At 64.7% G+C, this 17,047-nt stretch carries 24 protein-coding genes; 10 read left to right on the forward strand and 14 right to left on the reverse strand.

The genetic code is table 11. The features are described 5' to 3' along the window. The first annotated feature begins 137 nt into the window (after positions 1-137). Together ASC68_RS17540 and ASC68_RS17545 are read left to right on the forward strand one after the other, a co-directional pair. Entirely contained in the window at positions 138-761 is a 624-nt protein-coding gene (locus ASC68_RS17540) for a PilZ domain-containing protein (RefSeq protein ID WP_055882026.1), read from the forward strand. A gap of 174 nt (positions 762-935) precedes the next feature. After that, positions 936-1,562: a transglutaminase-like cysteine peptidase gene (locus ASC68_RS17545; RefSeq protein ID WP_055882029.1), complete on the forward strand. Its 627-nt coding sequence runs from the start codon at positions 936-938 to the stop codon at positions 1,560-1,562. A gap of 3 nt (positions 1,563-1,565) precedes the next feature. Here the strand turns inward: ASC68_RS17545 and ASC68_RS17550 are convergent, their stop codons facing one another. Both ASC68_RS17550 and ASC68_RS17555 read right to left on the reverse strand, forming a co-directional pair. Beyond that, positions 1,566-2,093, reverse strand: a complete 528-nt coding sequence (locus ASC68_RS17550; RefSeq protein WP_055882032.1) for a GrpB family protein — start codon at positions 2,091-2,093, stop codon at positions 1,566-1,568. Positions 2,094-2,112: 19 nt separating this feature from the next. Continuing rightward, positions 2,113-2,433, reverse strand: a complete 321-nt coding sequence (locus ASC68_RS17555) for a hypothetical protein (protein ID WP_055882035.1) — start codon at positions 2,431-2,433, stop codon at positions 2,113-2,115. A 100-nt stretch (positions 2,434-2,533) separates the two neighbouring features. Here ASC68_RS17555 and ASC68_RS17560 point away from each other — a divergent pair, with 100 nt between their 5' ends. Further along, the gene (locus ASC68_RS17560) at positions 2,534-3,205 is read left to right on the forward strand and encodes a hypothetical protein (RefSeq protein ID WP_055882038.1); all 672 of its coding nucleotides are present in this window, start codon (positions 2,534-2,536) and stop codon (positions 3,203-3,205) included. A 23-nt stretch (positions 3,206-3,228) separates the two neighbouring features. Here ASC68_RS17560 and ASC68_RS17565 read toward each other — a convergent pair whose 3' ends face one another. The 3 genes from ASC68_RS17565 to ASC68_RS17575 all read right to left on the reverse strand — a co-directional run bounded on the left by ASC68_RS17565 (position 3,229) and on the right by ASC68_RS17575 (position 5,276). Continuing rightward, complete coding sequence (locus tag ASC68_RS17565) at positions 3,229-3,447, reverse strand: DUF3126 family protein (RefSeq protein ID WP_055049303.1); 219 nt, start codon at positions 3,445-3,447, stop codon at positions 3,229-3,231. A 144-nt stretch (positions 3,448-3,591) separates the two neighbouring features. Beyond that, the gene (gene cysE / locus ASC68_RS17570) at positions 3,592-4,416 is read right to left on the reverse strand and encodes a serine O-acetyltransferase (RefSeq protein ID WP_055882041.1); all 825 of its coding nucleotides are present in this window, start codon (positions 4,414-4,416) and stop codon (positions 3,592-3,594) included. Between the two features lie 101 nt (positions 4,417-4,517). After that, complete coding sequence (locus tag ASC68_RS17575) at positions 4,518-5,276, reverse strand: alpha/beta fold hydrolase (protein WP_055882043.1); 759 nt, start codon at positions 5,274-5,276, stop codon at positions 4,518-4,520. Positions 5,277-5,439: 163 nt separating this feature from the next. Between ASC68_RS17575 and ASC68_RS17580 the strand changes: the two genes are divergently transcribed. The 3 genes from ASC68_RS17580 to ASC68_RS17590 all read left to right on the forward strand — a co-directional run bounded on the left by ASC68_RS17580 (position 5,440) and on the right by ASC68_RS17590 (position 8,349). After that, complete coding sequence (locus ASC68_RS17580; protein WP_055882046.1) at positions 5,440-5,685, forward strand: zinc-finger domain-containing protein; 246 nt, start codon at positions 5,440-5,442, stop codon at positions 5,683-5,685. 7 nt (positions 5,686-5,692) lie between these two features. Further along, on the forward strand, positions 5,693-6,934 hold the full coding sequence (locus ASC68_RS17585) for an FAD-dependent monooxygenase (protein ID WP_055882049.1): 1,242 nt from the start codon (positions 5,693-5,695) through the stop codon (positions 6,932-6,934). A 71-nt stretch (positions 6,935-7,005) separates the two neighbouring features. Next, a complete protein-coding gene (locus tag ASC68_RS17590) occupies positions 7,006-8,349 on the forward strand; it encodes a TCR/Tet family MFS transporter (RefSeq protein ID WP_055882053.1) in 1,344 nt (447 codons plus the stop codon). A gap of 55 nt (positions 8,350-8,404) precedes the next feature. On the opposite strand, the gene gndA is transcribed toward ASC68_RS17590, so the two are convergent. Next, positions 8,405-9,823 carry an NADP-dependent phosphogluconate dehydrogenase gene (gene gndA, locus ASC68_RS17595; RefSeq protein WP_055882056.1) on the reverse strand — a complete coding sequence of 473 codons (1,419 nt, stop codon included), beginning with the start codon at positions 9,821-9,823 and terminating at the stop codon, positions 8,405-8,407. 193 nt (positions 9,824-10,016) lie between these two features. On the opposite strand from gndA, the gene ASC68_RS17600 reads away from it, so the two are divergent. Further along, a complete protein-coding gene (locus ASC68_RS17600) occupies positions 10,017-10,790 on the forward strand; it encodes a glucose 1-dehydrogenase (protein WP_055882059.1) in 774 nt (257 codons plus the stop codon). Next, the gene (locus ASC68_RS17605; RefSeq protein ID WP_055882063.1) at positions 10,759-11,319 is read left to right on the forward strand and encodes a gluconokinase; all 561 of its coding nucleotides are present in this window, start codon (positions 10,759-10,761) and stop codon (positions 11,317-11,319) included. The genes ASC68_RS17600 and ASC68_RS17605 overlap by 32 nt, the downstream gene beginning before the upstream one ends. A 7-nt stretch (positions 11,320-11,326) precedes the next feature. On the opposite strand, the gene ASC68_RS17610 is transcribed toward ASC68_RS17605, so the two are convergent. Beyond that, positions 11,327-11,839, reverse strand: coding sequence for a methylated-DNA--[protein]-cysteine S-methyltransferase (locus ASC68_RS17610; RefSeq protein ID WP_197421280.1), 513 nt, complete (start codon positions 11,837-11,839; stop codon positions 11,327-11,329). 56 nt (positions 11,840-11,895) lie between these two features. Continuing rightward, positions 11,896-12,459 carry a TetR/AcrR family transcriptional regulator gene (locus ASC68_RS17615; RefSeq protein WP_055882067.1) on the reverse strand — a complete coding sequence of 188 codons (564 nt, stop codon included), beginning with the start codon at positions 12,457-12,459 and terminating at the stop codon, positions 11,896-11,898. Positions 12,460-12,525: 66 nt separating this feature from the next. On the opposite strand from ASC68_RS17615, the gene ASC68_RS17620 reads away from it, so the two are divergent. Further along, complete coding sequence (locus ASC68_RS17620; protein WP_055882070.1) at positions 12,526-13,053, forward strand: dihydrofolate reductase family protein; 528 nt, start codon at positions 12,526-12,528, stop codon at positions 13,051-13,053. Positions 13,054-13,062: 9 nt separating this feature from the next. Here ASC68_RS17620 and ASC68_RS17625 read toward each other — a convergent pair whose 3' ends face one another. The 4 genes from ASC68_RS17625 to ASC68_RS17640 form a co-directional block, all read right to left on the reverse strand. Then, positions 13,063-13,368, reverse strand: a complete 306-nt coding sequence (locus ASC68_RS17625) for a hypothetical protein (protein WP_055882073.1) — start codon at positions 13,366-13,368, stop codon at positions 13,063-13,065. A gap of 274 nt (positions 13,369-13,642) precedes the next feature. Continuing rightward, positions 13,643-13,993: a DUF1304 domain-containing protein gene (locus ASC68_RS17630; RefSeq protein ID WP_055882075.1), complete on the reverse strand. Its 351-nt coding sequence runs from the start codon at positions 13,991-13,993 to the stop codon at positions 13,643-13,645. Positions 13,994-14,077: 84 nt separating this feature from the next. Then, the gene (locus tag ASC68_RS17635; protein WP_055882077.1) at positions 14,078-14,260 is read right to left on the reverse strand and encodes a CsbD family protein; all 183 of its coding nucleotides are present in this window, start codon (positions 14,258-14,260) and stop codon (positions 14,078-14,080) included. Between the two features lie 97 nt (positions 14,261-14,357). Then, positions 14,358-15,128 (reverse strand): MerR family transcriptional regulator, encoded by a 771-nt coding sequence (locus ASC68_RS17640; protein ID WP_055882079.1) that lies wholly within the window; start codon positions 15,126-15,128, stop codon positions 14,358-14,360. 299 nt (positions 15,129-15,427) lie between these two features. On the opposite strand from ASC68_RS17640, the gene ASC68_RS17645 reads away from it, so the two are divergent. Continuing rightward, a complete protein-coding gene (locus tag ASC68_RS17645) occupies positions 15,428-15,790 on the forward strand; it encodes a hypothetical protein (protein WP_055882081.1) in 363 nt (120 codons plus the stop codon). On the opposite strand, the gene ASC68_RS17650 is transcribed toward ASC68_RS17645, so the two are convergent. Then, positions 15,787-16,260, reverse strand: a complete 474-nt coding sequence (locus ASC68_RS17650; RefSeq protein ID WP_156387371.1) for a hypothetical protein — start codon at positions 16,258-16,260, stop codon at positions 15,787-15,789. The two genes, ASC68_RS17645 and ASC68_RS17650, sit on opposite strands and share 4 nt — an antisense overlap. Next, positions 16,260-16,547: a hypothetical protein gene (locus ASC68_RS17655; protein WP_055882087.1), complete on the reverse strand. Its 288-nt coding sequence runs from the start codon at positions 16,545-16,547 to the stop codon at positions 16,260-16,262. Before ASC68_RS17655 ends, ASC68_RS17650 begins: the two co-directional genes overlap by 1 nt. Positions 16,548-17,047 lie beyond the last annotated feature (500 nt).

A 17,047-nucleotide genomic window follows, 5' to 3' on the forward strand; every position in this document is an offset into this window, starting at 1 on the left:
AGTGCGGTTCAAGGAAACGCAATGCTGCTCCGAAAATCGCCGATTTGGCGCATTACGCGCCGCAAGCCTTACCTTCGATTAACCAAGAGCGGACTAGTGTAGGCCAATCAATCGCTTGGCCCCGGCAGGTCCCTCTGATGCTCACCGATAACGCACGCTCTGCGCGACCTGCCCGCTCGTATGCGCAGCTGCCGCGCTTCCAGCGCGTCAGGGTCTCGCTGCTCGGCCGCTACATGCTTACCGATCGCCGTGAATTTCCCTGCCAGGTGCTCGAAATGTCGCCGGGCGACGCCGTGGTGATCGCGCCGATCTCGGGGATCGCCGGCGAACGCGTCATCGCCTACATCGATCATCTCGGCCGCATCGAAGGTGACGTCACCGACGTCATCGACGGCGGCTTCAAGATGGACATCGTCGCGACCTCGCGTAAGCGTGACAAGATGGCGGCCCAGTTGACCTGGCTCGCCAACAAGGACCTGCTCAACCTGCCGGAAGACCGCCGGCACGAGCGCGTGGTGCCCGACAACCGGCACTCCACTGTCGTCCTCGACGATGGCCGCCGCTACAATTGCAAGATCATCGACATCTCGCTCTCGGGTGCCGCGATCGAGCTTGCCGTCCGCCCCGCCATGGGTACCCCGGTGACGCTCGGCCGCATGCGCGCCCGCGTCGTCCGTCATTTCGGCGACGGCGTCGCGGTCGAGTTCGTCTCAGCCCAGGAAATGCTCACCGTCGTGCAGCAGAACCTCCGGGTCAACTAGAGCGCTTCGCCGTTTCGTTACGAGCGCTCTAACCCGCCTCTCATTTCCATCCGCCCCGCTATGCCTAACGAGTCCTCACCAGGACCGTTCGAATTCGCATAAAAACTAGCTTGCAGTTTTTCGTTCGGGGCAATTCGGCCCCGGCATCGTGGCTTCCGTCAGGGGGCAACCACGATGTCGAAGTTCAAAGGGTTCATCGCAGCGGCAGTCGCAATCGGGATGGCGGCATTCATTCTCGCCATGCCGGCACATGCCGACCAGGTCGATTTCACCAACCCCGCCTTCGCTCCGGCCGGCGGCATCACCAGCATCCCGGTGGGCGCCTCCGAGTTCTGCAAGTCGCATCGCAGCGAATGCAAGGCCAACCCGAACGCCGTTGGCGCCATGGCGCTGAACGAAGCCCGCTGGTCTGAGCTGGTGCAGATCAACAACGTCGTCAATTCGGCTATCACCGCCATCACCGACGAGGACTATTACAAGGTCGCCGAGTACTGGGCGTACCCCGATGACGGCTATGGCGACTGCGAGGATTTCGCGCTGGCCAAGCGCAAGGCGCTGATCGCTGCCGGCTGGAACCCGTCGACCCTGCTGGTCACCGTGGTCCGCGAAGCCAAGGGCACCGGCCATGCCGTGCTGATGGTCCGTACCGACCGTGGCGACCTCGTGCTCGACAACCAGGATGGCCGCATCCTCGTCTGGAACGAGACGCCCTACACCTACTTGAAGCGCCAGTCGCAGGCCGACGCCGGCCAGTGGGTCGACCTAGTCGATCCCCGCACCACCTTCGTTGCGTCGAAGTAAGCGTCAGCCGAGCGCAGCCAGCGCCTCGGCTTCGATGCGCCTTATCCAATCACCCTTACAGGTGCTGTAGTCGTGCGAGCTGGCGTGATGCTCCTCGAAGCAGTGTCGCTTCACGGCCTCGTACTGGGCGGCGAGCTCGGCGTGAGCCACCAGATAGTCGCGAAACGCCAGATGTCGCCCGATCGCGGCAGCACCCACCTGGTAGCAATGCAGGTGAACGCGGCGCTTGCCGGTCTCAGGATCGTCGAGCGTACAAAACCGCCGGCCGGCGAGGCCGTACTCCCCCCACCATCGATACCCCAGTGCCTCCACCTCCAGCCGCATGGCATCGAGCGCGTCCAGTGAGCGAACCACGGGGACAATGTCCAGGGTGGGCTTCGCCACGATGCCCGGGATGGCGGTCGATCCGACGTGATGGACGGCAAGCAGTTCCTCGCCAAGCGTCACGGCAAGCCGCTCGGCTTCCGCCGCTACGGCACTTGCCCAAAGCCGGTCATGCGGCTTCAGCTCGACGGGAACGGGTGGCGCCACGCGCTGGCCAGCAGCTGGCTTACGCCGTCAGCGCGAAATAGGTGCCGACGAACATCAGGCCGGTGATGAAGGCCCAGCCGAAGCCGACGAATGCAGCGATCAACGCCGAACTGATCGACAGTGTACCGTTGCGATCATGCTGCCAGCCCAGCTGTAGCATGATGATCGGACCACACACGAAGCTCAGTGCCAGGTAGCCGAGGCCGTGGGCAATGGTCTTGCCGTCATAGCGCAGCACTGCCTGTGCCTTCGCCAGCCACTGATAGAGGTAGGTGCCGACACCGGCGATGGCGAGCCCAACCGCCATGATCAAGCCTGCCAGCAGCAATTCCCTGAGCATTCACGCACCCTCTGAATGATCGTCTTAACTCTTTGTTAAGCATATCCAGCGCCCAGTGGGATGTCACCTGACGCACACAACACTGGTTAATTTGAGAGCGATGGCCCGCGAGGCTCAGGTCCACAGACCCCATCACCACGCGATCGGCTTCAATCTCGCCGCCATCGCCGTGCTGCTGGCTCTCGTCGGAATCGGCTTTGCCTACCTGATCGACGCCGCTGGCCGCAGCGCCCGAACGCAGGCGCACCGCCTTGACACTGAGACCACCCTGACCCGCACGCTCGGCGGGCGCGATCTCGAAATTCCGCTATCCTGGTTTCGCTACGAAGAGCAGCGGATCGAAGGCTTTGCCAAACAGATCGACCTGCGCTTCGAGCTGCCGTTCGGTGTCGACGGACATAGCGAGCCGGTGGATGTGACGCTGCTGCCGCGCAGCCGGGCGCGGCCGAGCGCAGCCCTGCTCGACGGAGTATATCTCCACCAGTTCCTGCCCGAGCAACTGGCCGGCCCACCGGGTCTCGTGGGCAAGCCTTTGCGGGCCGACGGGGGTTATACCGATGAAGTGGTCTGGTACGACCCGCTGTCGGCCGAGCCGTTCGTCGCCAAATGTTCGAAGCCGATTGCCTCGGCGGCGACAGGCCAGTGCCTGAGGACAGTCTATCTCGGGCCGGGCATCGCGGCGGTCTACGCCTTCCCCGAACCCGCGCTGCAACACTGGCGTGATTTCGACGCGGAACTCACCGCCAGGCTGGGGCAGATCGGCGCGCTCTGAGGCGCGCGCCGTGCAGGCTCTGCTTAGTGGATCTCGTCCAGGTCGACGTCCAGAATAGCCATCTGGAAGTTGTAGGAACGATCGCCGTCCTCGTCGTCGACATAGATCAGGCCGAGGAATTCCTCGCCCAGATACACTTCCACGCTGTCGTTCTGCTTGTTGCGCGGGCGGACATCGATGTTCCGGTTGCCGAACTTCTGCTGCAGAAACTTCTGGAGCTTGATGATTTCAGGATGGTTCACGGCGGCTCCTTCAAGGGCATTCGCGGGGGTCGATTTGGGATCGCCACAATAGGCATTGCGCCCCGGCGGGCAATCCCGTGCCGCGCATTTTTCCGCGATGAAGAGCGCAAAAAATGGCGGAAGCGCCGCCAATCAGCGGCAGAATCAGCCGGTGAGGTCCTGCACCACGGCCAGTTGATCCATCACGGACGCCGGATGCGGCGTGCCGGCCTCGCCGATGATCCGCGCCGGAACGCCGGCCACTGTCACCCGCGGCGGCACTTCCTTGACCACCACCGAGCCGGCGCCGATACGCGCGCAGTCGCCCACGCGGATATTGCCCAGCACCACGGCGTGCGCGCCGATCAGCACGCCATTGCCGATCTTGGGGTGGCGATCTTCCTCGGACTTGCCGGTGCCGCCCAGCGTCACGCCCTGCAGGATCGAGACATTGTCACCGATGCTGGCGGTCTCGCCGACCACGAAGCCGGTGGCATGGTCGAGCATGATGCCCTTGCCGATGCGCGCCGCCGGGTTGATATCGACCTGGAACACCGCGCTCGAGCGGCTCTGCAGATAAAGCGCGAAATCCTTGCGCCCCATCAGCCACAGAGCATGCGCGAAGCGGTGCGTCTGGATGGCATGGAAACCCTTGAAATAGAGGAAGCAATCGACCGCCTTGTGCAAGGCGGGATCGCGCTCCAGCGTCGCTGCGAGATCGGCGCGCGCCTCGAGCCCGATCTCCGGGCGCGACTCCTGCGCTTCGCGGAAGGCCTGGCGGATCAGGTCGGCTGAAACATCCGGGTGGTCAAGTCGCTCGGCCAGACGGTGGGCGAGCGCATCTTCGAAGCCGTCGTGGTTGAGCACGTTGGAATAGAGCAGATTGGTCAGCGACGGTTCGCTGGCCACCACCTGGCGGGCTCCCGAAACCACCGCGTCCCACACCGGGTCCATGGCCGTGACATTGGCCGTTCTCAAATTCGTGCTCATAACGCTCTCCATCGGCGGATGCCGATATAAGCCAAAACGTGCTCCGATACCAACCCATAGCGCGCAGATTGGTTCGCGGCCGCTGAACTCGCGCTGAATGGTTACTCCTGGGCGTGCCGCGCGAGGAATTCCAGTGCCGCCGCCTTGAACTGCTTGTCGCCGGTCGCGCGCATGTGATCGCGCCGCTCGATGGTGAACGCCTCGCCCTCAGGCAGCAGCGCCGCGAGTCCTGCCGCCGAGCCCGCCATGTCGTCGTCGCTGCCCACCGCCACCAGCACCGGCTGGCTGATACGCCGGACATCGGCCTCGCGCATCGGCTCGCGCGAGTTGACCATGCAGGCGGCGAGCGCCGCGCGGTCCGCCTTGTTGTGGTCGGCAAAGATGCGGAACTGCCGGCCGGTGCGCCCGGTCACCTGGTCCAGCGACTCGGCGGTCAGCGCCGAGATGATCTCCTCGCTGTCCTCGAGCCCCGAGATCAGGTTGAGCCCCATGCCGCCCCACACGGCGCAGCTGACCGCGTCCGGATCCTGCAGCATCAGGTAGGCGGCGATGCGGGCGCCCATCGAGTAGCCCATGATCGGTGCCCTGCCGATGCCGAGATGGTCCAGCAGCCGCTTGGCGTCCCTCGCCATCTCATGCGCGAAATAGAGCTGCGCGTCATAGAGTTTTCGCGAAGCGCCATGGCCGCGATTGTCGAAGGTGATCGGCTGGTACCCCGCCTCCACCAGTGTCTCCACCCAGCCCGTGTCGATCCAATTGACCTTCCCCGACGAGCCGAAGCCGTGGATCAGGAGGATCGGCCTGCCCTCGCCATGCACGTCATAGGCGATGGAAATTCCGGCTGAGCTGAACTGGGGCAAGGGAGCGGCCTTTCGATTGGGGCGCTGGTTTAGCAAGTGTGGAGGCATCGTCAAAGCTACATCCGCTGGCGCGAGCCGCCCCCGCCGGATCATCAAGCGGACTCTTGGCTTCCCGGCTTCGCGCCGTTATGTTCCGGCCGAATTCGAACCCGAGGACCACCCGATGGCGCACGAGAGCACCCCGCATTTCCACAATACCCAGGGTCTGCCGCGCATCGAGGTCGGCTCCAAGGAGTTCATGTGCGTCGGCGCCCTGCCCCCGTTCGACCATCCGCACATCTATATCGACATGGGCAAGGACAACGAGACGGTCTGCTCGTACTGCTCGACGCTCTACGTGTTCAACCCGCAGCTGGCGCCCGGCACCTCCGAGCCGCTCTCGGCCGTCTATCACTCCGAAGCCGCCTGATTTCCCGATGTCCGGCAACGGACGCACCGTCTACATCGCGGGAGCGGGCATTGCCGGCATGACGCTGGCGCTGGCGCTCGCCAAGTTCGGCGCCACCGTCGTGGTGCTCGAACGGCACACGCAGGTGCAGGAAGTCGGCGCTGGGTTGCAGGTCAGTCCCAACGCGCGAAAGATCCTCAACCGGCTGGGCCTCGACAAGGCGCTGGCCGCCAAGGCGTTCGAGCCCGAGGGCATCGACGTCTATCCTTATGGTGCCAATCAGCCGCTGCTGACGCTGGAACTTGGCCGGGTGATGGAGCAGCGCTTCGGCGTGCCCTATACCGTGATGCACCGCGCCGATCTCGCCGAGGTGCTGTACCGGGCCTGCAAGCGCTTCGCCAATATCGACCTGCTGTTCGGCGTCCGGGCCTACGACGTGGTGAGCCACTCGCGCGGCGTTTCGGTCACCGTCGATGAGGCCGATGGCAAATCGCGCTCGGCCCGGGCCTTTGCCTTCATCGGCGCCGACGGGGTCAACTCGCGCACCCGCACCGGCGTGCTGATGGGCCCCGAGGCGACCTATTCCGGCATGGTCGCCTGGCGCATCACCCTCGGCCAGTCGGCGCTCGATGGCGTCTTGGCGGCGGATCGCACCAGCCTGCTCTGGGGGCCGGGCTATCATGCCGTAACCTACCCGTTACCGCACCGTCACCAGGTCAACGTCGCGCTGTTCGCCAAATCCAAGGCAGCACGCACCTTTGGCGCCGAGCCGCCACGCGCCCCTGACTTGCCCTGGGCGGCCCTGAAGAGCCGGCAGTTCGCCGCCATCCGCGAGGCCGCCGGCGACCAGTGGGGTTTTTGGCCGGTCTCCACCATCACCACGCCGACCTGGTCCGAAGGCGGCGTCGGCATAATCGGCGATGCCGCCCACGCCATGCTGCCGTTCCAGGCGCAGGGCGCCGCCATGGCCATCGAGGATGCCGCCATCCTCGCGCCGCTGCTGATGACCGAAGCCGACGCCGACTCGGCGCTTCGCCGCTATGCCGCGCTCCGCCAGCCGCGCGTCGAGCGGGTCCGGAACCTTTCCAACTCCAACGGCTTTGCCTTCCACCTGGAGTGGCCGTTCACCCTCGCCCGCAACGCCGTGGTGAAGCTGCAGGGGCCGCGCGGGCATTTGCAGCGCCTCGGCTGGCTCTACGGCTACGACGCCGCACCCGACCCCGAGGGACTGCCCCCTGCACCGCGCTCGCCGCGCCAGGATGTTCACTAAACCGTTGGCGCTTGCCTTCGTTGAAGGCGATGTGTCAACTGCCGCTCCAAAACTGGGAATAATCGCCCCGCATGCCTGTTTCTCCGCAATCCAATCTCACGCTCGCCTGCGTGCTCATCACCATCTTCCTGGATATGCTGGGCTACGGCATCATCCTGCCGGTGCTGCCGCAACTGATCGGCCAGCTCTCGGGTGGCAGCGTCGCACAGGCCGCGGTGATCGGCGGCTATCTGGTTTTTGCCTATTCGCTGATGCAGTTCCTGTTTGGCCCGGCGCTCGGCAACCTGTCCGACCGCTTCGGCCGCCGCCCGATCATCCTGATCGCACTGGCGGGGCTGACCATCGACTATACCATCATGGGCTTTGCCAACTCGATGGTGCTGATCTTTATCGGCCACACCATTGCCGGCATCTCCGGCGCCTCGGTGGCGACAGCAACCGCCTACATCGCCGACATCACTCCACGTGAGAAACGCGCCCACCGCTTCGGGCTGATCGGCGCCGCCTTCGGCCTCGGCTTCATCTTCGGCCCGGTCATCGGCGGCCTGCTCGGCGAGCTGGGACCGCGCTGGCCGTTCTACGCCGCGGCTATTCTCGCCGGCGCCAACCTGCTGTTCGGCTTCTTCGTCCTCCCCGAGAGCCTTGCAAAGGACAAGCGGCGCAAGTTCGATATCCGCCGCGCCAACCCGTTCGGCGTGCTGTGGAGCTTGAGCAAGAACCCGGTCGTCCTCTGGCTGATGGGTTCGCTCGGCATGTTCGTCCTCGCCAGCCAGTCCTTCCCCTCGGTGTGGAACTTCTTCACAATCGAAGTGCTGAGCTTTTCCTCCGCCCAGATTGGTGTCGCACTTGGGTGCTTCGGCCTGGGCTTCGCCGCCAGCCAGGCCCTGCTGGTCGGCCTCTTGACCAAACGGATCGGCGAGTGGTCCACGGTGCTGCTCGGCATGCTGGCCGCCGCGATCGCCTTTATCGGCACGGCCTCGATCCACTCCGAGATTCCGCTCTACTTCTTCCTGATCTTCGGTTCGCTCGCCGGTGTCGCCGGCCCGGCCATCAACTCGCTGATGTCGCGCCAGGTGCCCGACGATGCGCAGGGCGAGTTGCAGGGCGCCATCAACGCCACCAACTCGCTGGCCTCGATTCTTGGGCCCCTGCTGGCAACCCAGCTCTTCAGCCACTTCACCCAGGCCCAACCCGGCACGCCGGGCTATTTCCCGGGCGCGCCGTTCCTTGGCGCCGGCATCCTGGTGATCGTCGCGGCGCTGCTCTTCATTTACACGGTGCGCCGCTTCGACCTGATGCATCGCCCGCGCGTGGCGAAGAAGGATCACATCCACGAAATGGGTCAGCCCGGCCAGCAGCAGACCCCGCCGCATGACGAGAACGGCGATCCGGTCGAGCGCCCGGCAGGCGAATAGCACAAATGAAGATCCCCGCTTTCGCGGGGATTTTTCTTGGTGCTGCGGGTGTTGCTTACTTCCCCAGCGTTGACGGCCACTTGCCGTGCTGCTCGCCTTCACGGTCGGTGAGGATGAAGCCGTGCGCACCGAAGAAGTCGCGCTGGCCCTGCGTCAGGTTGGCCGTGCCCTGCGCCTGACGGTAGCTGTCGAAATAGGCGAGCGAGGCGCTGAGACAGATCAGCGGGAACTCGCCGATCGCCCCTGCCGCGACGATCTTCCGCAGCGATTTGTGCGCGTCCTGCATGATGGTGACGAAGTCCGGCACCATCAGCAGGTTGGTGGCTTCGCCCTTGGCGTAGGCTGCCGACATCTGGTCGAGGAAGCGCGAGCGGATGATGCAGCCGGCGCGCCAGATCTTGGCGATGGTGGCGAGCGGCAGGTTCCAGCCGAACTCTTCCGAGGCCTTCGACAGCACCGCAAAGCCCTGCGCATAGGAGACGATCTTGCCCGCCAGCAGCGCCTTCTCGAGCTCAGCGAGCGATACGTCGGCCTTGCCGGCGGACGGCTTGCCGTAGGCCGCCTCGGCCGCCACGCGCTCATCCTTCCGCGACGAGATCGAGCGCGCCGCGACGGCGCCCTCGATCGCGGTGGCCGGCACCGCGAGCTGCTGCGCCGCGATGGCGGTCCAGGTGCCGGTGCCCTTCTGGCCGGCCTTGTCGAGGATCAGCTCGACCAGGGGCTTGCCGGTCCTGGGCTCGATCGCCTCGAGCACATAGCCGGTGATCTCGATCAGGTAGGAGTTCAGCGGACCCTGGTTCCAGTCCTTGAACACTTTTGCGGCGGCCGCCGGGTTCATCCCCAGCCCGTCGCGCATCACGCCATAGGTTTCGGCGATCATCTGCATGTCGCCATACTCGATGCCGTTGTGGATCATCTTGACGAAGTGGCCCGCGCCGCCTTCGCCGAGATAGGCGCAGCACGGCTCGCCGTTGAACTTGGCCGAGATCGCCTCGAGGATCGGCTGGGCGTTCTTCCACTGCTGCTCGGGGCCACCCACCATGATCGACGGGCCATGGCGCGCACCTTCTTCGCCACCGGAAACGCCGATACCGAGAAAGCCGATACTCTTGGATTTCAGATACTCGTAGCGCCGCTGGCTGTCGGTGTAGAGCGAGTTGCCGCATTCGAGGATGGCGTCGCCCGCTTCGAGATGCGGCAGCAGCTGCTCGATCATCTCGTCGACCGGCTTACCGGCCTTGACCATGATGATGATCGAGCGCGGCCGCTTCACCGACTGGATGAACTGCACGAGGTCCGCTTCCGGGACGACCTTCTGATCAAGCCCCTGCTCTTTCGCCATCGCGACGAAATCATCGATCTTCGAGGCAGTGCGGTTGTGCACCGCGATGGTGTAGCCGTTCTCGGCGATGTTGAGCGCCAGATTGGAGCCCATTACTGCGAGCCCGATCAGGCCGATATCGGCAGACGCCATCATTATCTCCATTGGGAGTCATTAGGATTTCTTTGCGCGGCTTTTTGGCACGGGCGACGCCCGAATGCCACCCCATCGGGGACCGGACGCAGCTACGCTGTGCACGTCCCTCACCACGAAGGTCTCTTGGTCTTACCAAGCCGCGCGTCATCTACTAGTCTCGCGCCGCCTGAGCCTGGGAGGGGCACTGACTTTGGACTCGATTTCTCTATTCAATCTGAGCGGCAAGCGCGCTCTGGTCACCGGCTCGAGCCGCGGCATCGGCTTCGGCATCGCCGCGGCGCTCGCCGGCGCCGGCGCCGAGGTGATCCTCAACGGCCGCGATCCTGCAGCCCTCGGGGAGGCCGCCGCTCGTCTCGCTGATGACGGCGCGCTGAACGTCAAGGCGCTGGCCTTCGACGTCACCAGCGAGGACAGCGTCGAAGACGCCATTGCCCACGCCGAGACGGAGATCGGCCCGATCGATATCCTCGTCAACAATGCAGGCATGCAGCACCGCGCGCCGCTCGAGGAATGGCCGCTCGAAAAGTTCAAGCAGGTCATCGACACCAACCTGACCTCGGCCTTCATCGTCGGCCGCGCCGTGGCGCGCGGCATGATCGCCCGCAAGCACGGCAAGATCATCAATATCTGCTCGGTGCTGAGCAACTTTGCCCGCACCTCGGTAGTGCCTTATGCCGCCAGCAAAGCCGCCATCGCCAACCTGACCCGCGGCATGGCGGTCGATTGGTCCAGGCACGGCCTCAACGTCAACGGCATAGCTCCCGGCTACATCCGCACCGAGCTCAACGAGGCGCTGCTGAAGAACCAGGAGTTCAACGCCTGGGTCGAAAAGCGCACGCCCATGGGCCGCTGGGGCGAACCCGCCGAACTGGGCGGCGCCGCCGTCTTCCTTGCCTCCGAGGCTTCCACCTTCGTCAACGGACACATCCTCTATGTCGACGGCGCCTTCACTGCCACCGTTTGAGAATGCCCGCATCATCATCGCCATGGGGGTGTCGTCGTCAGGCAAATCGGCGACCGGCGCGGCCATAGCGCGGCGGCTGCACGCTCCGTTCCTCGATGGCGACGGCTATCACCCGCCCGCCAACAAGGAAAAGATGCGCAACGGCATCCCGCTCACCGACGCGGACCGCTGGCCCTGGCTGGAGACGCTGGCCGGCGCGCTGCATGACGCGGCCGAGCAAAAGGGCGTCGCGGTCGGCGCCTGCTCGTCGCTGAAGCGCGCCTATCGCGATTTCCTCACCGAAAAGGCGGGAGAGCCGATCCTCTTCGTCTTCCTCGATGGCGACATCGACACCATCCGCAAGCGCATCGAGGCCCGCAACCACGAGTTCATGAGCCCAAAGCTGCTCGACAGCCAGTTTGCGACGCTCGAGCGCCCCGACCCGGATGAGAACGTGCTGGCGGTTTCGATCGCAGATCCGATCGAAACCGTGGCCAGCAGGGTGGTCAAGCAACTCGGCCACCTGAAGGTATTCAAGCGAGGGCAATGACCCTGGCCTAGAACCCGAACGAGAACTGCCCGGTCGGCGAAGCAGCCTTTTCCAGCGCCAGCATTTCCATCTTGGCCCGGACCCCACCAGGCGATGAGAAGCCGCCGGTGCGGCCGTCGGCGGCCAGCACCCGGTGGCAGGGAACGATCAGCGGGATCGGGTTGGCGCCCATCGCAGCGCCCACCGCCCGCGACAGCGCCACGTCACCGAGCCAGCGGGCGATCGCGCCATAGGTGGTGGTCTCGCCCCAGGCGAGTTCGCGGATATGTTCGTAGATGCGGCGGTTGACCTCGGGCACCCGTGACAGGTCGAGTTCGACATCGGCGAAATTGTCGTTCGTCCCCTCGGCATAGGCGAGAATCCGCGCAGCGATCTCCGACTGACCGCTCGCATCCTCGACGCCCCCGGACTTCTCGAGCCGCGCCCGCATTTCCTCGGGCGTATCGCCCGGCAGCAGTACGCGCGAAATCCCGGCATCGGTCCAGCCGATCGCCATGGGTCCCAGAGCCGTGTCGAGCATGCGGTAGTGCATGAGGCTGAATGTAGTGAGCGTTCGCGGCGGAATGAACCCGAAAACTACGAAATTCCCGTCGCCATCAGCCACTCGCGCAGTTCGCGCCTGAGGAACCCGCGCAGCGTCCCCTCGCGCGAGAACCCCCACCACAGCACGGCGCCCTGCCACTGGCTGGCCATCAGCCGGCCGAGCAACTCCTGCCGCGCCGGATCCTGGCTGAGTCGCCGCCCCAGCGCCTGCGTCATCGCCTGGTTCCACGCCACGCCCCGGGCCCGCAGCGCCGGATCGCGAAAGTCCTCGCGCAGCAACAGCAGGCCCTGCGCCGCCTCGTCGCCCGCGCCATAACCCGCCGACAGCCGAACCAGCAGCGCGATCGCCCCTTCCGGATCGACCGTATGGCTCGCATCGGCGCCGGCAACGTTGAGATCGAGCTGATCCCACATCCACAACAGCGCCGCGCGCAGCAGTGCCTCGCGATTGCCATAACGCTGCACCAGTGTCGCCGGCGACAGGCCGGTGACTGCCGATGCCGAGGCGAAGGTCAGGCCGGCCGGGCCTTCGCGCGACACCAGCGCGGCGACTGCTTCTACGACATCCTCGTCAGAAATCTTGCGGGGCCTGGACATGGCTTCCAATATAAACGAATGTTCGTTTATAAACGCCTTACAGAAGTGCCAACAAGGAGAATCGTCATGGCCCGCATCGTCGGTTACATCGCTTCGAGCCTCGACGGCTTTATCGCCGACCCTCAGGAGTCCCTCACCTGGCTCACCCAGCGCACCGATATGCAGCTGGGTGAGTTCGACTACAACCTGTTCATCAAGCGCATCCGCACCGTGGTGATGGGCCGCGGTACCTATGACTGGCTAGTGCGCGAGAATATCCCGTGGCCCTATGGCGAGCAGCGCGTCATCGTCGTCACCTCGCGCCCCCTGCCCGCGCCGATCGGTCAGCTCGAGACCCGCACCGATATCGATGCGCTGGTCGCCGAACTGCGTGCGCTTGACGACGGCGACGTCTGGATGCTCGGTGGCGGCCAGCTGCAGATGGCGTTCATGGAGCGCGGCGCACTCGACGAGATCGAGATCTATGTCATCTCGCAACTGCTCGGCGGCGGCTTCCCGCTGTTCCCAGCCACCGGGTTCGAAAAGCGCCTCAAGCTGCTGTCGTCGAATACCCTCGGCGCCGGCTGCGTGCGGCTGCACTACAGCTTCGAGTAAGGCGTCGCCCTAGATCGGCTGACTCTCCAGCACGATTTCCCACTTATCGCCGAGCGCGATCTGGATTTCCGAGACGAGGAACGGCAGCAGCGCGTTGAACTCGTTGCGGTCGCGCTCGGAGATCCGCCAGGTCGGGTCGTTCGGGTTGTCCCAGTTGACCTGCCGGTCGTAGAGCTCGTTGAGCCGCGTCAGCCGGCGGATAATGTCGTTGGAAAAGCCCCAGAAGCCGATCTCGGTGGCGTGGCCGTCGACGAACAGCGGGGCCAGCCCGTGGCTGACCATGCCGAAATCGACCAGGAACACCACCTGCTTCACCGTGGATCGCGCCCCAGTTTGCCGAGGCTCCCAAGCCGCTGCCGGCGCCTCGTCCGCCCACGCGACGGATCCTGTCTTGCTCGAGGTCATAGGACCTCCGCCATGTGCCGGAAATAGGGCGGCACCGCCCCCGGTCGGAGGCGTGGCCTCCGCTTCGACTCAAGATAGCTCACTGTCTATCGCCCCTCAGATCCGTCCGCAGGGCAAGGTTAGCCAGTTCGTCACTCGTGGGCAATTTTTGCCCAAACGAGTATCTGCCTGCTTGTGCAAAAGCTCAGGTGAGCCACACCGCAACCAGCGCCACGACAGCGGGAATCGTCTGTATGAACAAGATCTTGCGGCCAGCCGTGACCGCCCCGAAGGCACCAGCGACGGCAACGCAGAGCAGGAAGAAGATTTTGATCGGATCGCCGGCCTCACCCAGCCAGATGCCCCAGATCAACCCGGCCGCGAGGAACCCGTTGTAGAGTCCCTGGTTGGCGGCGAGCGTCTTCGTCTCGGCAGCGAAGGCCGGCGTCGTGCCGAACGCCTTCATCCCCTGCGGCTTGTCCCACAGGAACATCTCGAGGATCAGGATGTAGATATGAATGAGGGCGATGACGCCCGTCAGGATGCTGCCGATCATGCCCGCGACTCCATGCTGGATGCCTGCAGCGTAATGCAAAAAGGCCGCCCGGTGGGCGGCCTTCACGCGAGTCGATCCGGCAGCTCAGCGCTTGAGCGCGTCGCGCGCCGCTTCCTTGACCTTGCCGGCGGCCTTCTGGACCGAGCCTTCCACCTTGTCGGCGGCGCCGTCGGCCTGCAGCTTGCGGTCGCCAGTGGCCTTGCCGATGGCTTCCTTCACATTGCCGCGTGCCTGCTTGGCTGTGCCCTTGATCTCGTCCTTATGCATTTCCCGGTCTCCCTGGGGTTTGGCGTTCGGGGCGAATAATGCAGGCCGGCGGCCAAACGTTCCGGCCGCCAGGCGAATTAACCCGGCGGCCATGATCCTACGCCTGCCGGTTGGCATAGACCTTCATCGAACCGGACAGGTACTCGGCGAACCCCGGCTCGATCGCCTCATAGCGCGCGATGAAATCCGGGTGCGAGAGATAGAGGTCGGCGAGGCCGGCATAGGCCTCTGGCGGGCACGGCCTGCCCCACATCTGAGACACCCACGCCCGATGCCGCCCGAGCAATGGATCGAGGCTGGGTGAGCCCATCGGCAAGCCGCGGCGCAGACCCTCGGCCAACCCCTGCTCCATGTCGTGCAGCTCCTGGTTGAGCTCAAGCTTTTCGGCTTCCGACAGGCTTTCATACTTGCGCTTGCTGAGCGCGATGCGCTCCGGCATGTCACCGCCGTACTGTTCCACCAGCCAGGCCTCATACTCGGCCTGCTTGTCGGGCGAGATGCCCTTGTACAAATCCGCGTTTCTCATCGCGCGATCTCCTTCCAGACTGGCGATCGTGCGGTCGATCGTCCGGACAAGTTGGGCATAGCGCTTCGCTTCCTCGTTCAGCCGTTCGCGCTGCAGGCGCAGCGCTTGCAGCCGGTCGAAGCCCGGCGCATCGAGGATGGCGCCGATCTCTCCCAGCGGGATGCCGAGCTCTCGATGCAGCAGGATCTGCTGCAACCGCAGCAGTTCCTCCTGTCCGTAGTAGCGATAGCGGTTCTGCCCGGTGAACGCGGGGCGCAGAAGGCCGATCTGGTCGTAGTGGTGCAGCGTCCGGACCGATACCCCGGAAAGCTTCGCAACCTCTTTGACCGTCAGTGTTTTCATCGCACGCGTTCTCCGCGGGATAAGGGGATAGTCCCTGACGCTACGTGAGGGTCAATATCGATTTGCGCAGAAGCTGCGACGCCGAGCTTCACACCGCATCAACCAGCCCTCCCGCTATCCCCGGCAAATGTGGAAACTCGGTATTTCGTCGGCCGTTTCTCCCCGACAGACTGGGAGCGCTTTCAGGAAAAGGCCCGTCCCCGCGAAGGCGGGGTTTGCAGACTTTTCCGGTTCGAAAGCGCGACAAACAACGGACTTGGAGCATTTCGGCGAAATGCTCCAGACGTCTGCGAGGTGAAATGGCCCAACGGATCGACATTCAAGACCTGCTCATCTGGGCCTTTCGCCACCAGTCGGTGGAGACGGCGACCGGGGCCGATCCGGACGCGTTGACGGTCTACTGGGCAGTACTCGCCCTGCCCGTGCCGCACGCCACGGTGATCCGCCGTTTCGCCCGCGAGGCGCGCCGCCCCGATTGGCACGCTGCCCATACCCGCTGCGTTTCGCTCGACGGCGTCCGCCGGTCGCGCCGGCTCTACACCGAATGGGTCCGGGCATTGGTGGTCCTGCAGCGCACGCTCGAAGGCGCGCTCGGCCGTTTCACCGTCACCGGCCCCAGCCTCGACGACCAGCCCTGGCTACGCGAGCGCCTGCGGGCTTAGCTACACTGCCGCACTAACCGAGACAGCGCGTCCGATGAACCGGTGAGACCGAAGCTGTGGATCGGATAGCGACCGTCGGCATCGACGACGCTCAGCCCCTCGCCCGACTTCAGCAGCGCCATCAGCGGTCCGTTCGCCGGCACCTCGCTGGCGAACAAGCCATCCATTTCCTGGTAGCTCATCGACAGCCGCTGGGTAGAGACCCCCACAGTAAAGTCGACGTCGGTTACCTCGCCCAGGTCCGGTGACCGCTCGGCGCCCGCTGCGAGGTCATAGCGGATGAACACCTCACCGGCCGAGCAGGTGAGGAACAGGTAGGTATCCGGCCGATCCGTGGCGCAGGCAGCGACAGTGAACACCAGTCCACCCTCGTCCTCCTGTGCGCCCGCCGTCCAGGCCTCACAGGCCTCCTCGGCCACCGCCGGCACCGCCCCTAGCAGCAGGGCGGCCGCGAAAAGCGCCAGCCGCATCATGGTGCTTCGCCAAGATAGCTGACCTCGATTCGCTGGAACAGCGGGCCTTCCTTCATGGTGCCGAGCCACTTGTTGAATTCGGCAACATCCTTGAAACCCGCCTTCTTCGCATCCGCCTCGGTCACGGCGGATGGCGACATGTCGTCGATCCGGCCGATCTGCAGCAACCCCACCTTGGTCTTCAGCGTCCCGCCCGGCTTCACTGTCGGCCTGGTCCAGCGCCGGAACTGCAGCGTGACATCGCCGCGCTTGATCGCCTCCAGCACCTCGAGCTTCAGCAGCATAGGTCTTTCCTCCAAAAGCTGGCGCGGGCGGTAGGGCTCGAGATCGAGGACGCTTGCGGAACCCTGCGTCCGAGGGCCCTGCAGAACGTTCCGCCCCTGCCCTTTCAAGCCTTCCGATGTCCGGCGGGCCGCTGTCAAGGTCGCAGCTCGACGGCTCGAGGACCGCCCGAGCTTTCGGAGCGACGGTTGCGGTGGAGGACTACGCGCTAACCACATCTGGCCGAAAGCGGCATCGCGAGCAGCTGCCCGAAGCTCGCATCTGTGAACTGGGAGTTGAATGACCTCAGCGATGCCCCAGCAAACTTCATTAGTTGCAGATATCGTCGTCTCGGTACTTCCGCGCGCAAGAAATAGCGGCTACGGTCAGGACAGGAGACGGCCATTCAATTCAATCGGATTTCCTGATGTGAGAACTGACCTGTCACAGCCCCCGGGAACAGTTGCAGAACGAACGACCGGCACTATTCCTCGACTTCTGATTGTTCCACCACGCCACAGCT

It is taken from the genome of Devosia sp. Root105 (assembly GCF_001424865.1).
Lineage (GTDB): Bacteria > Pseudomonadota > Alphaproteobacteria > Rhizobiales > Devosiaceae > Devosia_A.

Coding starts and splice junctions, on each gene's coding strand:
- ASC68_RS17540 (WP_055882026.1), top strand. CDS start 138: ATGCTCACCGATAACGCACGCTCTGCGCGACCTGCCCGCTCGTATGCG.
- ASC68_RS17545 (WP_055882029.1), top strand. CDS start 936: ATGTCGAAGTTCAAAGGGTTCATCGCAGCGGCAGTCGCAATCGGGATG.
- ASC68_RS17555 (WP_055882035.1), bottom strand. CDS start 2,433: ATGCTCAGGGAATTGCTGCTGGCAGGCTTGATCATGGCGGTTGGGCTC.
- ASC68_RS17560 (WP_055882038.1), top strand. CDS start 2,534: ATGGCCCGCGAGGCTCAGGTCCACAGACCCCATCACCACGCGATCGGC.
- cysE (WP_055882041.1), bottom strand. CDS start 4,416: ATGAGCACGAATTTGAGAACGGCCAATGTCACGGCCATGGACCCGGTG.
- ASC68_RS17580 (WP_055882046.1), top strand. CDS start 5,440: ATGGCGCACGAGAGCACCCCGCATTTCCACAATACCCAGGGTCTGCCG.
- ASC68_RS17585 (WP_055882049.1), top strand. CDS start 5,693: ATGTCCGGCAACGGACGCACCGTCTACATCGCGGGAGCGGGCATTGCC.
- ASC68_RS17590 (WP_055882053.1), top strand. CDS start 7,006: ATGCCTGTTTCTCCGCAATCCAATCTCACGCTCGCCTGCGTGCTCATC.
- gndA (WP_055882056.1), bottom strand. CDS start 9,823: ATGGCGTCTGCCGATATCGGCCTGATCGGGCTCGCAGTAATGGGCTCC.
- ASC68_RS17605 (WP_055882063.1), top strand. CDS start 10,759: ATGTCGACGGCGCCTTCACTGCCACCGTTTGAGAATGCCCGCATCATC.
- ASC68_RS17610 (WP_197421280.1), bottom strand. CDS start 11,839: ATGCTCGACACGGCTCTGGGACCCATGGCGATCGGCTGGACCGATGCC.
- ASC68_RS17615 (WP_055882067.1), bottom strand. CDS start 12,459: ATGTCCAGGCCCCGCAAGATTTCTGACGAGGATGTCGTAGAAGCAGTC.
- ASC68_RS17620 (WP_055882070.1), top strand. CDS start 12,526: ATGGCCCGCATCGTCGGTTACATCGCTTCGAGCCTCGACGGCTTTATC.
- ASC68_RS17630 (WP_055882075.1), bottom strand. CDS start 13,993: ATGATCGGCAGCATCCTGACGGGCGTCATCGCCCTCATTCATATCTAC.
- ASC68_RS17635 (WP_055882077.1), bottom strand. CDS start 14,260: ATGCATAAGGACGAGATCAAGGGCACAGCCAAGCAGGCACGCGGCAAT.
- ASC68_RS17640 (WP_055882079.1), bottom strand. CDS start 15,128: ATGAAAACACTGACGGTCAAAGAGGTTGCGAAGCTTTCCGGGGTATCG.
- ASC68_RS17645 (WP_055882081.1), top strand. CDS start 15,428: ATGGCCCAACGGATCGACATTCAAGACCTGCTCATCTGGGCCTTTCGC.
- ASC68_RS17650 (WP_156387371.1), bottom strand. CDS start 16,260: ATGCGGCTGGCGCTTTTCGCGGCCGCCCTGCTGCTAGGGGCGGTGCCG.
- ASC68_RS17655 (WP_055882087.1), bottom strand. CDS start 16,547: ATGCTGCTGAAGCTCGAGGTGCTGGAGGCGATCAAGCGCGGCGATGTC.